This is a genomic window from Treponema primitia ZAS-2 (genome assembly GCF_000214375.1).
Lineage (GTDB): Bacteria > Spirochaetota > Spirochaetia > Treponematales > Breznakiellaceae > Termitinema > Termitinema primitia.
The window spans coordinates 2,728,543-2,742,436 of the sequence record NC_015578.1; the positions used below are offsets into that span (position 1 = coordinate 2,728,543).

The 13,894-nt window shown below is 45.3% G+C and carries 12 protein-coding genes; 8 read left to right on the forward strand and 4 right to left on the reverse strand.

The genetic code is table 11. The annotated features are described in order from the left end of the window. Positions 1–13: 13 nt before the first annotated feature. The 4 genes from TREPR_RS11770 to TREPR_RS18985 form a co-directional block, all read right to left on the reverse strand. A complete protein-coding gene (locus tag TREPR_RS11770; protein WP_015708544.1) occupies positions 14–583 on the reverse strand; it encodes a hypothetical protein in 570 nt (189 codons plus the stop codon). Between the two features lie 9 nt (positions 584–592). After that, positions 593–3,283 (reverse strand): valine--tRNA ligase, encoded by a 2,691-nt coding sequence (locus TREPR_RS11775; RefSeq protein ID WP_015708545.1) that lies wholly within the window; start codon positions 3,281–3,283, stop codon positions 593–595. An 88-nt stretch (positions 3,284–3,371) separates the two neighbouring features. After that, positions 3,372–4,745, reverse strand: a complete 1,374-nt coding sequence (locus TREPR_RS11780) for an MATE family efflux transporter (RefSeq protein WP_015708546.1) — start codon at positions 4,743–4,745, stop codon at positions 3,372–3,374. Positions 4,746–4,760: 15 nt separating this feature from the next. Then, complete coding sequence (locus TREPR_RS18985; protein ID WP_245534730.1) at positions 4,761–4,988, reverse strand: hypothetical protein; 228 nt, start codon at positions 4,986–4,988, stop codon at positions 4,761–4,763. A 788-nt stretch (positions 4,989–5,776) separates the two neighbouring features. Here TREPR_RS18985 and TREPR_RS11790 point away from each other — a divergent pair. The 8 genes from TREPR_RS11790 (at position 5,777) to TREPR_RS11825 (ending at position 13,859) form a co-directional block, all read left to right on the forward strand. Further along, complete coding sequence (locus tag TREPR_RS11790; RefSeq protein ID WP_015708548.1) at positions 5,777–7,150, forward strand: APC family permease; 1,374 nt, start codon at positions 5,777–5,779, stop codon at positions 7,148–7,150. 18 nt (positions 7,151–7,168) lie between these two features. Beyond that, the gene (locus TREPR_RS11795; protein WP_041611169.1) at positions 7,169–7,765 is read left to right on the forward strand and encodes a GTP-binding protein; all 597 of its coding nucleotides are present in this window, start codon (positions 7,169–7,171) and stop codon (positions 7,763–7,765) included. 11 nt (positions 7,766–7,776) lie between these two features. Beyond that, a complete protein-coding gene (locus tag TREPR_RS18750; protein ID WP_041611170.1) occupies positions 7,777–8,208 on the forward strand; it encodes a hypothetical protein in 432 nt (143 codons plus the stop codon). Between the two features lie 142 nt (positions 8,209–8,350). Then, positions 8,351–9,259 (forward strand): LysR family transcriptional regulator, encoded by a 909-nt coding sequence (locus TREPR_RS11805; protein WP_015708550.1) that lies wholly within the window; start codon positions 8,351–8,353, stop codon positions 9,257–9,259. Between the two features lie 128 nt (positions 9,260–9,387). Beyond that, on the forward strand, positions 9,388–10,431 hold the full coding sequence (locus tag TREPR_RS11810; protein WP_015708551.1) for a veratrol--corrinoid protein metyltransferase: 1,044 nt from the start codon (positions 9,388–9,390) through the stop codon (positions 10,429–10,431). Between the two features lie 69 nt (positions 10,432–10,500). Further along, entirely contained in the window at positions 10,501–11,682 is a 1,182-nt protein-coding gene (locus tag TREPR_RS11815) for an MFS transporter (protein WP_015708552.1), read from the forward strand. A 116-nt stretch (positions 11,683–11,798) separates the two neighbouring features. Beyond that, positions 11,799–12,809: a veratrol--corrinoid protein metyltransferase gene (locus TREPR_RS11820; RefSeq protein WP_015708553.1), complete on the forward strand. Its 1,011-nt coding sequence runs from the start codon at positions 11,799–11,801 to the stop codon at positions 12,807–12,809. Between the two features lie 249 nt (positions 12,810–13,058). Then, positions 13,059–13,859, forward strand: coding sequence for a methyltetrahydrofolate cobalamin methyltransferase (locus tag TREPR_RS11825; protein WP_015708554.1), 801 nt, complete (start codon positions 13,059–13,061; stop codon positions 13,857–13,859). The last annotated feature ends 35 nt before the right edge of the window (positions 13,860–13,894 follow it).

The window sequence follows — 13,894 nt, forward strand, 5'->3', positions numbered from 1 at the left end:
GAGGGTATACTCGTCATAAGACCGATGGCTCTTGGGTTGAAAAAATGGACACATATTTACGCCGGGATTCTACCAGGGAATGGAGCTCATTCAACATAGCCTTATCCACCTCTTCGGCGATGGGGATGATATATTTGACCGTCTCTTCGGTGTAACGGCTGATAAATTCACAGTTGATCACAAAGCCCAGGGATATCATGTTGGAAATACGATCCGCCACCTTGAGTATCTTAGCCTGCCGGGAGCCGCTTTCCCTGATCCGGGTGAGAAATTCCGGCTTGGTCTCATTGGGAAAGCGGGTTACCTCCATCACCAGATCGTACACCTGGGGGCCCTCAAAGTCGATGGACAGCAGAAGGTTGTGATTGAAGTCGGGAACGTCCTCGATCAGATCGTGGACTATGGATGCCTTCAGGAGCACCGAGTCGATGTACCCATAATCAATCAGGGTCGCCATGGTATCAAGCTGATGCCGGAACATATTGCCCCCCCCATCCCTCACCTTTCCAATAAGAGCGGTGGCAAGCTGCATATAGGGGGCGAGAAAGGTTCCTTTTAGGCGAAGCATCTCCTCGGTGGTCATGGTTGTTCCTTACGCCATATCACGAATATAGACTTCCAGTTTGCCCATACGCTGCTGGGCCTCCCGGAGCTTGAGTTTTTCCCCAGCCACCAGTTCAGGCGGCGCGTTCTTCAAAAAATTTTCATTACCCAGCTTCGATTCCAGGGAAGCAATAAACTTGCGATCCTTTTCGATATCTCTGGTAAATTTCTGTTTAAGCTGGGCCAGGTCGGCTGCTTCTGCGATAAACACAAAGGCCTCAAATCCGACACCCACAACGGCTATGGAACCCCGGGGCCTCTCGGTACCGTGGGAAGTACCGGGATCATCCCCTTCCGCCACGGCTATTTCCAGGTTTCCTATTCCCCCCAGAAGCTTTACCAGATCGGTGTTTTCCCCAAGAATTTTTCCCTTAGCGCCCCCCAGCCGTACTAGGACCCGCACTTTTTTCTCCGGGCTAATCGTACATTCGCTGCGGAGGGTCCTGACCAGGGTGACTAATTCCTGAAGGAAAGCAAAATCCTCCTCAGCCTTGGGGTCATTCCGCTTTTCAGAAAAAGCAGGATAGGAAGCGGTAGTTAGAAGTTCTGTATTGCTCCCGGTGGAAACACCATCACCTTTTGCAGCATTGAGTTTGCCGTAGATTTCCTCGGTAACAAAGGGCAGCAGGGGGTGGAGCAGCTTGATCGACTCCCCCAGCACATCCAGGAGCACCGTAGTAGCCCGGTCCTTTTCATGGTCATCTTCGCTTTTAAGGGAAAGCTTGGTGGCTTCCACATACCAGTCGCAGAAATCGTTCCAGAAGAATTCGTAGGCTTTCTGTGCGGCATCGTTATAGCGGTAGGAGAGGAAGGCCTCCCGCATGGCTGCCGCAGCCCCGTTAAGCCGGGAGTAGATCCATTTGTCCACCGGCCGGAGCATTGGGTCTGTAACCAGGTTCCGGCCTTCCAGATTCATCAGTATGTAACGGCAGGCATTCCAGATCTTGTTGGCAAATTTGGAACCCAGTTTGAAGGACTCCTTATCCACCAGCAGGTCCTGACCCTGGGCGCACATAAAGGCCAGGGTAAATTTGAAAGCATCCGCACCGTATTCGTCCACCAATTCCAGGGGGTCCAGGCCGTTCCCCAGGCTCTTGCTCATCTTCCGGCCCTGTTTGTCCCGGACCAGTCCGTGGATATAGATATCCCGGAAAGGGGCCTTCCCGGTAAACTCAAGCCCCGCCATGATCATCCGGGCAACCCAGAAAAAGATAATATCGTAGGCGGTTACCAATGCGGTTGTTGGATAAAAGTTTTTCAGATCAGCAGTGTCCTCAGGCCATCCTAAGGTGCTGAAGGGCCAGAGCCAGCTGGAGAACCAGGTATCCAGCACATCCGGGTCCTGCTCAATATTGGTGCTCCCGCAATGGGGACAGGACGATAAATCGGTCCGGGAAACCGCGGTTTTTCCACAGTCAGCGCAGTGCCAGGCGGGTATACGGTGCCCCCACCAAAGTTGACGGCTCACGCACCAGTCCCGAATATTTTCCAGCCAGTGCTGGTAGGTGTTTTCCCATTTCCGGGGATAAAAAACGACCTCCCCCCGGCGCCAGCTTGCTAGGGCCTTTTCCGCCAGGGGCTTCATCCGCACAAACCACTGTTCCGAAAGGAAAGGCTCGATCACCGTATGGCAGCGGTAACAGTGTCCCACCGCATGGGTGATATCTTCTTCCTTAATATAGAAGCCTCCGGCCTTAAGGTCCTCCAAGACTGCTTCCCGGGCTTGCTTTACGGTCATACCCCGGTACTTGGGCGGAACATCGTCGTTGAGTTTCCCATCCGGGGTAAGGATGTTGATCACCGGAAGCCCGTGCCTTTTGGAAAGCTCCCAGTCATTGGGATCATGGGCGGGGGTGATCTTCACCACCCCGGTACCAAATTCCTTGTCCACATAGGTATCCGCCACCACCGGGAGTTCCCGGTCAGTCAGGGGGAGAGCGACCTTCTGCCCCACCAGGTCCTTGTACCGGTCATCTTCCGGGTGGACTGCAACAGCAGTATCCCCCAGCAAAGTCTCCGGCCTGGTGGTGGCCAGCTCCACAAAGCCCTTGCCGTCAATCCGGGGGTAGCGCAGGTGGTACATTTTTCCCGGGGTATCCTCGTGATCCACCTCGTCGTCAGAAAGGGCGGTCCCGCAGGAGGGACACCAGTTCACCAGGTAATTGCCCTTATAGAGCAGATCCCGCTCATAGAGGGTGACGAAGACCTCCCGGACCGCCTTGGAAAGCCCCTCATCCAGGGTAAAGCGTTCCCGGGACCAATCCACACTGGCCCCTATACGCTCAAGCTGCCGAGAGATGATGGCATGGTGTTCCTGCTTAACCTTCCAGGTTTCCTCAACAAATTTTTCCCGTCCCAGGTCATGCCGGCTCAGCCCTTTCGCTTTGAGCCGCCTTTCTACGACATTCTGGGTGGCAATCCCCGCATGATCCGTGCCCGGCACCCACAGGGTAGCCTCCCCCAGCATACGGTGAAAACGAACTACGATATCCTGGAGGGAATTGTTCAGCCCATGCCCCAGATGAAGGACCCCGGTGACATTGGGAGGCGGGATAACCACCGTAAAATACCCCTGCCCCCCTAACTTGGGCTTAAAGGAGCCTTCCTCCTGCCACTTTGCATAGATCCGATCTTCAAAGGTTTTAGGATCATAGGCTTTTGCCAGTTCAACTGCCTTCATCAACTCTCCTCATGGCATTTACATTATCATGGTATAAAAATAGTCCAAAGTATTCAACGGGGCGTAGCTGTCATGCCCGATTATCCCTTCAGCCGATGTTTTTTATCTTTCGGGAATAAATACGGGCCATAAATATCAAGCTAAGGACCAGAGAGCCAATTTCCGATATGGGAAAGGCCCACCAGACGGCAGCGAGGGAACCGGTCCTGGATAAGAGCCATGCCGCCGGGAGCAGGATGACAAGCTGGCGGGCAAAAGACACGATGAGGCTTTCCGTACCGTGCCCCAGGGCTTGAAATACCGAATTAAGCACAACGCATAGCCCGGCAAATATAAAGATAAGGCTTATAATTCTGAGAACAGGAATTCCGATGGCCAGCATTTCCTCCGTAGCGTTAAACATCCTGAGCAGGGGTCCCGGTATAAGCTGAAAAAGTACGAGCCCTACCAACATAATACCCGTCGCATAGATTACACTCATCCGTATGGTTTTAATAATACGGATCTTTTTCTTCGCCCCATAATTGTAGGCAATAATCGGCACCATGGCATTACTAAGGCCAAAGATAGGCATAAATACAAAACTTTGCAGTTTGAAGTAAACCCCGAACACCGCTGCCGCAGTCGCGGTAAAGGGGAGTACAATCTTGTTTATACCGTAGGTCATGATTGACCCGATGGCTGTCATGAGTATGGCGGGAATACCCACCCCGTAAATAGCCTTTATGATCCTCCCATTTGGCCTGAATTTCCGGAAAGACAGTTTGATATCATGATTTACCCTGAGGTTAAAAAACAGGGCGATGAGGGCGCCCAGGGACTGGCCAATGACCGTGGCAATGGCCGCTCCCCGTACCCCCATTTTAGGGAAACCCAGGAGCCCGAATATCATGATGGGGTCCAATATGATGTTGATCACCGCTCCGGCGGCTTGGGAGCACATGGCATAAAAGGTTTTCCCCGTGGAGCTTAAGAGCCGTTCCAAGGTAACCTGGTTGAAAATCCCCAAAGAAAAAACACAGACTATAAACATATAGTCCTGTCCGTATTCTATAATTTCCTGAATATCCGTCTGGGCGCGAAAATAAGCTTGCGAAAAAAAAATGCCGGCGATTATAAATACTGCGCTGCTTAGCCAAATGACAAAAAGCCCATTTACCGCAGAACCGTTTGCTGCATCAGAATTTTTTTCCCCCAGGCTCCTGGAAAGAAAAGCGTTTATACCGACCCCGGTTCCGACACTTACCGCTATCATTAAATTCTGTACCGGGAAAGCCAGGGAAACCGCCGTTAAAGCGTTCTCATTGATCTGTGCCACAAAGATGCTGTCCACTATGTTGTACAAGGCCTGTACGGTCATTGATATAACCATTGGGATGGACAGGGTAAGGAGAAGCCTATTTTCTGTCATAACGCCCATTATATTTTCTGTTAGGGTGCCGGAAGTTTTTTTATTGCTCATAAATGGTTACTCAAATTAGTGTCCAAAATTAATATTGTTGATAAATATCTTATTAAAATACATATCCTCGGGCAAACTGTATTCGGAAGAAATGCGTACAATGCCGTTCAGGGCTTCATCGCTATCCGGATTCAGTAGGTACTTGACGGTTCCGCCCAGGGCACTGCCGGTTCCCAATTGTATATGGCCCCCCTCAAAGGCGGGCCATACGGCGGTGGCGGCGCAGAGCAGCAGCCCCCTCAAAAAGTTCGGCAAAGGCACAGGAGACAAAGTCCAGGGTGACCGGGGTAAAGGGAAACTGCCCCAGAGTCTTACAACTGAGGCCCTATAAAAGATGGAGCATGGTGGTATTTCCCGCAATGGCGACCTTGGATACGTCCCGGGCTTCAATACCCCCGTTACGGCACAATGCCCTATGCCTGCGAAAATTTGCCGCCCTATGCTTTGGGTAAGCAGGGGCAAATCCCCTTTATTGGCCCGCTGCATACGGCTTATCACATCGGCGCCGAATTCCCGCTATTTATTTACCATAAATAGTCCTATCTGTCAAGAAAAAAATTAAATTTCCTTAATATCTGTCTGGGCATCGGGGCCGCCTATGCCTTTACGCCACCAAGAACCCTTCCAACATTTTATAGTCAAATTTTTTGATAATACCTCATATTTATAAATTTGTATAGAAGAATTCACTGAATTTATGGAAAATATTTTAAAATTAAAAAATGTTATTTGACATAACTTATAAAGTATAATATCATAATAAATATTCTTTACAAAGGAGGTGATTTTGCGAAAAACCTATAATCCAGTTTTACCACCCCCGATAGATTTACTAGGATATAGCCATCCTTGCTTTTTCGGACAGTCCGCCTCCTACAAATATCTAATTGATTTTTCATATTTTCCAAATAGCCTTCCCATACTCTGTATGGTTTTTCCTAACCTATCCCATGTAGTACTAAAGCGAGATAGATTCAGTAAAGGCAGTCAGATTGACAGCTTAAATCAAAAACAGGAAAGAGTAACACCCCATGAAAAATGAATATAAACTGTCTTTTTTTGCAACATTGACAATGGCCACCGGTTTTACAATAGGTTCCGGTATTATTACGCAGACAGGAATAGGTATAGCAATGACCGGTAGGAGCATATTCCTTGCTTTCCCGGTCGCTGCTATACTCTACCTCATTTGTTTCAGGCCTATTATCATTTTAAGCAGCGTTTTACCAAGTACAAGCGCTTCTTATGTTTATACAAAAACGCTTCTTTCGCCAGAAGCCGGCGGGCTGTATGTTTATATTTTCTTTCTGGGACGCATAACAATTGCTATTTTTGGAATCTCCTTTGTACAGTATCTATCAAGTATCGTTCCGATTTTCGGCGATCCAATATTGTCAAAAATAACGGCGATTGGCGTCTTAAGCTTGTTTTTTATCATCAATCTCTTCGGTGTAAAAATGGCATCCATTATACAAAATACTATGTTCTTTATTCTTTTAGCCGGTTTGGTTACTTTTGTTTTTTTTGGCATCGGTAAGATAAGCCCGAATTTTTTTTCTACTGCGACATTATTCACAAACGGGTTCAAAGGTTTCTATTCGGCAGTGTCGTTGCTCTTTTTTGCAGTCGGCGGTTCATATATCATTACTGACTTTGCCCCGGGTATAAAAAACTCAAAAACAGTAATTCCAAAGATAATTGGTTTTGTAACCATCGGTGTGTGTATTCTTTATATGCTCCTCGGCATAGTAGGGAGTGGAATCATACCTGTCGAGGAAGCTGCTGGTAAACCACTGACTCTTGCTGCTCGAAGTGTTTTTTCTTCACATGAAGCCCTGTTTATTTTCTTCGTAGTGGGAGGCTGCCTTGGAGCGCTCGTTACAACCCTAAATTCGAGCTTTGTCTGGTATTCACACTCTCTGATCAACGCCTGCCGTGAAGGTTGGCTGCCTGCCAGTTGGGCAAAGCTTAATAAAAGAGGTGTGCCCTATAGGCTCATGAGTATATTTTATCTGTTTGGTTTTATTCCGACATTATTCGGTGTTGATTTAACCGTGCTTTCCAAAATGGCTATAGGGCTAACGATTATGTCCGCATATTTACCCATGTTAAGCATCATAAACCTGCCAAAGATATATCCTAAGGAATGGGCGGATTCAAAATATGCCAAACAATATCCAACCTGGCGTATCAGAATCATGGTTTGTATAAGCAGTATAATTATGCTCACACAGGTTGTGGCGTTATTTGCCAGTAATCCAGTGGCATCTAACATTATTATAATCGTTTATATTATGTCAGTAAGTTTATACCTCATATTGCGTTACCAAATGCAGAAAAAAAAACGGCTTCAAGCAGAATTAAATAGGGAATTACAGGTAAATATTCAGCAGGAAATAAAATAAGGAGTTGTTTTAATTAAAATGAAAGTTATCATTGTCGGAGGTTTTTTAGGTTCTGGAAAGACAAGCATTGTGCTGCAAATGGCGCAGTTTTTTGCGGATAAATATCGCTCTGATAAAAAAAATTCCGTTGTGATTATCGAAAATGAAATCGGAGAAGTTGGTATAGACGATAAGGTACTGAAAAATGCGGGGTATCAGGTCCAGGACATGTTTTCCGGATGTGTATGCTGTACAATGTCAGGTGAACTTTTGATAAATATAAACCGCGTTATTAAAGATTTACACCCTGAAATTATTATAATGGAGGCAACCGGCGTTGCCTATCCAAAAAATATCCAAGATACCCTGACATCGGACCTTCATCTTGATTGTAAAATTTGCTGTATTGCTGATGCAAAACGCTGGCAACGCCTACAAAAACCCCTGGGGGAAATGATAAAAAACCAATTGGATGGAGCGGACGAAATACTTATTAACAAAATCGATTTAGTGGACAAAGAATCCCTGAAATTAACTGAGAAATCAATAAGGGATTTTAACGAAACAGCGGATGTTTTTTTGGTAACGGCAATGGAAAAAGTTGATAATGCAGTTTGGAATAAACTTATTGATTAAGGAGGTATGGGATGAGCGAAAAACCGAGTAATCATCATGAGCACGACCACCATGACCATGACCATGAGCACAACCACGACCACCATGAGCACGACCACCATGAGCACGAGCACGACAATATCACCATTTCCAGGCATGAAGAATCACTTATTGGAGTGTTAAAAGGCAATATAAGTGATAATTTTACAGAAGCCGTTGCCATCGTGGATAGTAAAATGAAAACCGTAGCCCAGGCTATTATTAATTGCGGCGGGATAATTGGCCATATAAAATCCATTATAACTTCAGAAAATGAAAAATGTATGATTTCAATAACCGATATGGAAATAGGTTCTCAAAAAAGATTCATGGATGAAAAAACAGCCAGATTTGAAATGGTTGTCATTGTTTTTTGCATTGGTGAAGATAAGCTATGCGAAATCATTCATTCTGTTGAGGACTAAATAATATCTGAATTGAAATACTGGAAAATTGACAATTTTATCCGGGCAATAGTTTTAAAATTACCTGGGTTCTAGCTTGTATGTTTTGCTCCTTGTTTTTTCACTCCTGTTTTGAAAACTTAAAAGGAGGTTCCAGAGATACATGACGGATTTACAAATTGACTACTTTATGGCTGTTGCAAGGGAGAGCAGCTTTGTTAAAGCCTCAGAACGGCTATATGTTTCTCAACCTGCGATAAGTCGGCAAATTTCTAACATGGAAAAAGAATTGGAGTGCCTGCTCTTTGATCGGACTAAGAGAAACACAAGATTGACAGCTGCAGGAGAGATGTTTTATAAGTTTTTTAAAGACTATAAAAACGGCTTGTCAATAACAAAGTATCACGCAAAAATTATAACTGAAAAAATGGAAGGGACTTTCCGTATAGGATATCTGGAAGGCTGGTCGTTGCCGGATTTTTTCCCCTCGCTTTTAAACAGTTTCTCCCGGGATTACCCGTCGATAAATATCACTCTATATGCCTGGAACCTGCGGGAACTTATGGAGGAGTTAGAAGATAATAATCTTGATATCATCATATTTCTCAATATGATTTATCCTATTTCGCCGTTATTCTCCGTTCGGCAGATAACTAAAATTCCCAATATTCTACTCTATTCAAGGTATTCGCCCCAAGCAAAACTGGAAAACCCTCAAGTGGAAAATTTTAACAATTGTTCATTTTATGTTATCAACACTTTCGATAGTATTATTGATTATATACACGATCTCTTTCAGTTATACACGATTGATGAAAGAAACATAATACCTGTTCCCAACATTGAGACCGCAATAGGCAGGGTTAGTAATAATCTTGGAGTTGTTATTTTGAATACATGGAACAGAGAACAATACAATCAGCAGTTCCGGTACATTGTTCTCAATAACTTTCAGGAAACAGCCTTCGCATGGCTTAAAAACGATACCAATCCATTTCTTGATATTTTCATGGATAAGTTTATGAAACATTTTACCAAAAAGGAGGTACTAAAAAAATTCATCCCTAGTTAGGGTGAATGTATAACCAGATGGTTATACCCTTTTTTTAAAAAGGTATTGGACGACTTGAAATTTATGCCTATATAATGATTCCAATATGTGCTTGTACAGCATATAACCAAGTAAACCCGGAGGAAACTATGTCGAAATTAACACCAAGAGAAAATTACCTGAAAATGATGAAAGGAGAAGTACCCGAGTCGGTGCCAATATACAGCTTGGGGCCTGCCTTAAAGGGCGCCCCGCCCACAGTACGGGTTGGCCCAACGGTTTTGTCCGGAGCCCAGGCATTCTTGCCGGGAATTCCCGATCCTAATGGCCGTGTTGACTGTTGGGGAATTAAATATATAGCTACTAAGGAAACTGGTAATCAGGCTATTCCGGAACCCGGAGTTTTCCTTCTTGAGGATATCCGTAAGTATAGGGATGTTCTGAAACTACCTCAGCTTCCCGATGGCTTCAGCTGGGAAGAACAGGCAAAAAAAGATATCGCCGCATCCAGAATTGATCGAACCCAGTCCTGTGCTATGGCCTTAGCAATGTTTAGCCCCTTCCAGCAAACGATGGCTTTAATGGGCTTCACCGAAGGGCTTTGCGCCTTTTTTGAAGAGCCGGAACTTGTTAAAGAGATGCTAAATTGGATGGTTGATTTTTTTGTACCCCATATTGTCAATGTAATGGATTATTATAAACCCGACGTAATGTTTTTTGCCGATGATACTGCAACGAAAAGCAATCCCTTTATTTCGCTTGAAATGTTTAAGGATATTCTTAAACCCATTTACATGAAAATGGCAAAGCCCGTCATGGAACGGGGTATCCCTATCCAGTTTCACAACTGTGGCCGCTGCGAAGATTTTTTAGCAGATAAAATTGATTTTGGCGTTAAGGTCTGGGATCCCGCACAGGTCGATAATAATCTGGATGAAGTAAAAAGGAAGTTCGGTAACAAAATGTGCATCGCCGGCGGATTCGAATACAAAGTACCCCCGGAATCAAAGGTTGATGAAGGACAAATACGCCAGATGGTCCGGGATACCGTCGATAGATATGCTCCGGGTGGCGGCTATGCTTACTCTGGCAGCGCATTTCTTAATCCCACAAATGACAATGATAAACAGGTAAACGCCTGGATCGCGGAAGAATCCTATGACTACTGTGACGGCTGGTACACCCGGCATTAAATCGGCAATTCCGGACTTAGTCCGGTAATATTCCTGTTAAAGCCAGGAGTAAATATTTAGGAGAAAAGTATGCAGGAAAAAGGCAAACTTACTAAGGTTTCGTTGTTATTCAGCGGATGTACTTACAACATCAACGTGGTTTCTTTTGCAGTAGCCCTCGGCGCGATTGCAGGGAATTTCCACGCCACACCGACTCAGCTTTCTCAACTTACAAACCTACCGGCTCTCTTCATGATCCCTGCCGTTTTAATCAGTGCAAAACTGGCAGAGCGGATCAGCAAAAAGGATATACTCCTTGTTGCATGGATATTGTTTATGCTTGGCGGTCTAATAACAACCCTGGCGCCTTCGATTATGGTTCTCTATGTTGCGAGGGCATTAACCGGTTTTGCCATTGGGTTAATTTCTTCGATTCCCAGAGCCATGATTGCTCAACTTTATCCTACGGAAATAGGAAAGCTCACAGGATTTCAAACATCTTGTACTGCTGCAGTTAGCGTCACCTGTTCTTTACTCGCAGGCTTTCTAGCGACCATAAGCTGGAGACACCCGATTTATTTGTTCTACCTTGGCATAATTGTATTCCTATTGATTCTATTCTTTATTCCCCGGGTACCCGCAGAAAAAAAGGAATTTGCGGAAGAAAAGAAAGAAAGGAAACCCTATGGCGCGCGGATTTTGTTTACCGTTTTATCCGGCACCCTTGCATTTATGCTCTTTGTTCCCATTCAAACTAAATTAACCTTGATCATCATGCAGGGTGGATTTGGGGGCAGTGTAGAAGCAGGGTACGCCAGGGCGATTCTTACGGTTGGTTCTGTAACCGGCGGTCTGGTTTTTGCAGCATTGGCTAAGAAAAACAAAAAAGCCGTATTGATTCTGGCATTGGGATTGGCAGCTATAGGGTATTACTTCGTATCTACCACAAACAGCCTGTATGTCCTTTTTGTTTCAATCTTCTTTGCCGGTTTGGGTTCCTTAGGGATGACCCTTCCATGGTTCGGCTCTACCATTGCCCAGTCGGTAGATCGGTCAAGGGTTACCATGCTTCTCTCGATTTTTACCATCTGTAATTACCTGTCACAATTTTTGACCACCTATTTAGTCGCAGGTATGGAAATGATCGCCGGTAACTCTAAACCGACCACGGCTATTTTTGGAACCTTTATACTAATCGTAATTTTCCTTGTTGGTGCGACAATTGTTCTCTTTATTGTACCCAAAAAACCAGCTCCAGCAGCAACAGCCTAATACTTAAGAAGACTGATGCGATTGCCCCTAAAAACGGTTGTTTTTAGGGGTTTGTTTTAATACACCATATGTAATTTACGCGAAGGGTTTAATATTGGTTCGTTAGGAGGATTGCTATGCTTACTGAGAAAGAAAATTATCTAATGTGTCTGAGGGGCGAGCAGCCGGAATGGGTCCCCAGATATACCATGTTTCAAATTCCCGGACAAGCACCGGTTGCTAGTATCATACTTGCACCGGGTTTACTCAGCCAGTATCGCCGTGTCGGTGGTAAAGATGTTTGGGGGGTAAACTACGTTCGAACCTATGAGGCTGGCAATGCTCAAATACCTGAACCGAATAACTTTATTCTAAAAGATATCAGAAAATGGCGGGATGTTATCAAGGCGCCTTCCCTGGAAGGGATCGATTGGGAAGACATGGTAAAAAAAGACCTTGAATACTACAAGGTTGATCGAAGCCAAACAGCAGTAGCCCTGAACATGCAGGTAGGTTTTTTCCAGAACCTTATGGCCTTTATGGGATTTACCGAGGGTCTTATGGCTTTCCATGAGGAACCCGAGGAAGTTAAAGCCCTACTGAATTACCTCTGCGATTTTTATGTGGCTGTTCAGTCCAAGTATGTGGATATTTTAAAACCCGATGTGATCGCTACCATGGACGATACCGCCACTTGGGCGGCCCCCTTTATCTCCCCGGAAATGTACCGGGAGTTTATCCTGCCTTTCCATGATCGACAGGTCAAGGTTGGTAGAGACCGAGGACTACCTATAAGTATGCATAACTGCGGAAAATCCGAGGCTTTTTTTGATGATCTGGTCAAGATTGGTGTATGTGTTTGGGATCCCTGTCAGACAAGCAACGATGTTGTGGGTATTAAAAAGAAGTATGGCAACAAACTGATAATCGCCGGCGGCTGGGATGCCAGAGGCCGACTCCTGGAACCGGATACAACTGAGGAAGAAATTTATGAATCAGTCCGTTCTACCATGAATTTGCTGGCGACTGGAGGGGGATATGCCTTTTCCGGCCAATTCCTGGGGCCTATGGACGATCCGGTGACGCGAAGGAAGAACGGCATTCTTTCTAAAGCGATTAAAGAACTGGGACATGCATTTTACAACTAAGCATGCGCCGTACTCTCCGCAAAGTATCTTGCGGAGAGTATTATTTTTACAATATTCTCAATATTTCCTGCTTATCCTCTCTCTCCTGCAGCGAGAGTTGAGAATTCTTTTCCATCCATATTTTACGGTAATCCAAAGTATTCCTGCATTTTGTAGGAATACTTTTTTTAAATTCCGTCAAAGTATAGAATTGCATATATATCACAGTCATGTAATAATAAATAAAATTAACATAAGGTGGAGTTTCTAATGATTATTATCGGTGAAAAAATCAACGGTTCGATTCCTTCTATGGCGAAGGCAATCGCAGAAAAGAATGAGGATTACATTCGGGATCTGGCAAAAAAGCAGTCTGAAGCAGGAGCAACCTTCATCGACGTGTGCGCGTCTGTTTCGGAAGACATTGAACTTGAAACCCTTAAATGGTTGATTAATCTGGTGCAGGACGTTACGGATACCCCTATTTCCGTTGACAGCCCCAGCGCTACGATCTGTGCCAAGGCTATTGAGTTTTGTAAGAAACCTGGCCTGGTAAACTCGGTATCCATGGAAGGGGACAAGGTTGACCAGGTATTCCCCCTTATTGCCAATACAGGGTGGGAATGTGTGGCCCTGTTAAGCGACGATACGGGGATCCCTAAAAGCGCGGAAAAGCGGCTCCAGGTTTTTGATGCCCTGATGAAAAAGGCGGATCAATACAAAATTGCCCCAAAACGCCTCCATATCGATCCCCTGGTGGAAATGCTCTGTACCTCCGAAGACGGTATTGCCAAAATTGTGGAGACCATGACCAAAATAAAGGCCCAGTACCCGGACATCCATTTAACTGGCGGCGCCAGCAATATCTCTTTCAACCTGCCGGCCCGGAAGTTTGTGAACCGCGCCTTTATCATCCTGTCCATGAGCGCAGGACTGGACAGCGCCATCCTGGACCCCCTTAATACGGAAATGATCGGATTGATCTACGCCACAGAAGCCCTGCTGGGTAAGGATGATTTCTGTATTGAATACATTAATGCCTTCAGGGCGGGGCTTTTCGATAAGAAGTAGAGATTATTTTTTGAGATCAGGGTTTGTAAAACCCA

Excerpts from the sequence above, each read along its gene's own strand:
- TREPR_RS11770 (WP_015708544.1), bottom strand. The coding sequence starts at position 583 with ATGACCACCGAGGAGATGCTTCGCCTAAAAGGAACCTTTCTCGCCCCC.
- TREPR_RS11775 (WP_015708545.1), bottom strand. The coding sequence starts at position 3,283 with ATGAAGGCAGTTGAACTGGCAAAAGCCTATGATCCTAAAACCTTTGAA.
- TREPR_RS11780 (WP_015708546.1), bottom strand. The coding sequence starts at position 4,745 with ATGAGCAATAAAAAAACTTCCGGCACCCTAACAGAAAATATAATGGGC.
- TREPR_RS11790 (WP_015708548.1), top strand. The coding sequence starts at position 5,777 with ATGAAAAATGAATATAAACTGTCTTTTTTTGCAACATTGACAATGGCC.
- TREPR_RS11795 (WP_041611169.1), top strand. The coding sequence starts at position 7,169 with ATGAAAGTTATCATTGTCGGAGGTTTTTTAGGTTCTGGAAAGACAAGC.
- TREPR_RS18750 (WP_041611170.1), top strand. The coding sequence starts at position 7,777 with ATGAGCGAAAAACCGAGTAATCATCATGAGCACGACCACCATGACCAT.
- TREPR_RS11805 (WP_015708550.1), top strand. The coding sequence starts at position 8,351 with ATGACGGATTTACAAATTGACTACTTTATGGCTGTTGCAAGGGAGAGC.
- TREPR_RS11810 (WP_015708551.1), top strand. The coding sequence starts at position 9,388 with ATGTCGAAATTAACACCAAGAGAAAATTACCTGAAAATGATGAAAGGA.
- TREPR_RS11815 (WP_015708552.1), top strand. The coding sequence starts at position 10,501 with ATGCAGGAAAAAGGCAAACTTACTAAGGTTTCGTTGTTATTCAGCGGA.
- TREPR_RS11820 (WP_015708553.1), top strand. The coding sequence starts at position 11,799 with ATGCTTACTGAGAAAGAAAATTATCTAATGTGTCTGAGGGGCGAGCAG.
- TREPR_RS11825 (WP_015708554.1), top strand. The coding sequence starts at position 13,059 with ATGATTATTATCGGTGAAAAAATCAACGGTTCGATTCCTTCTATGGCG.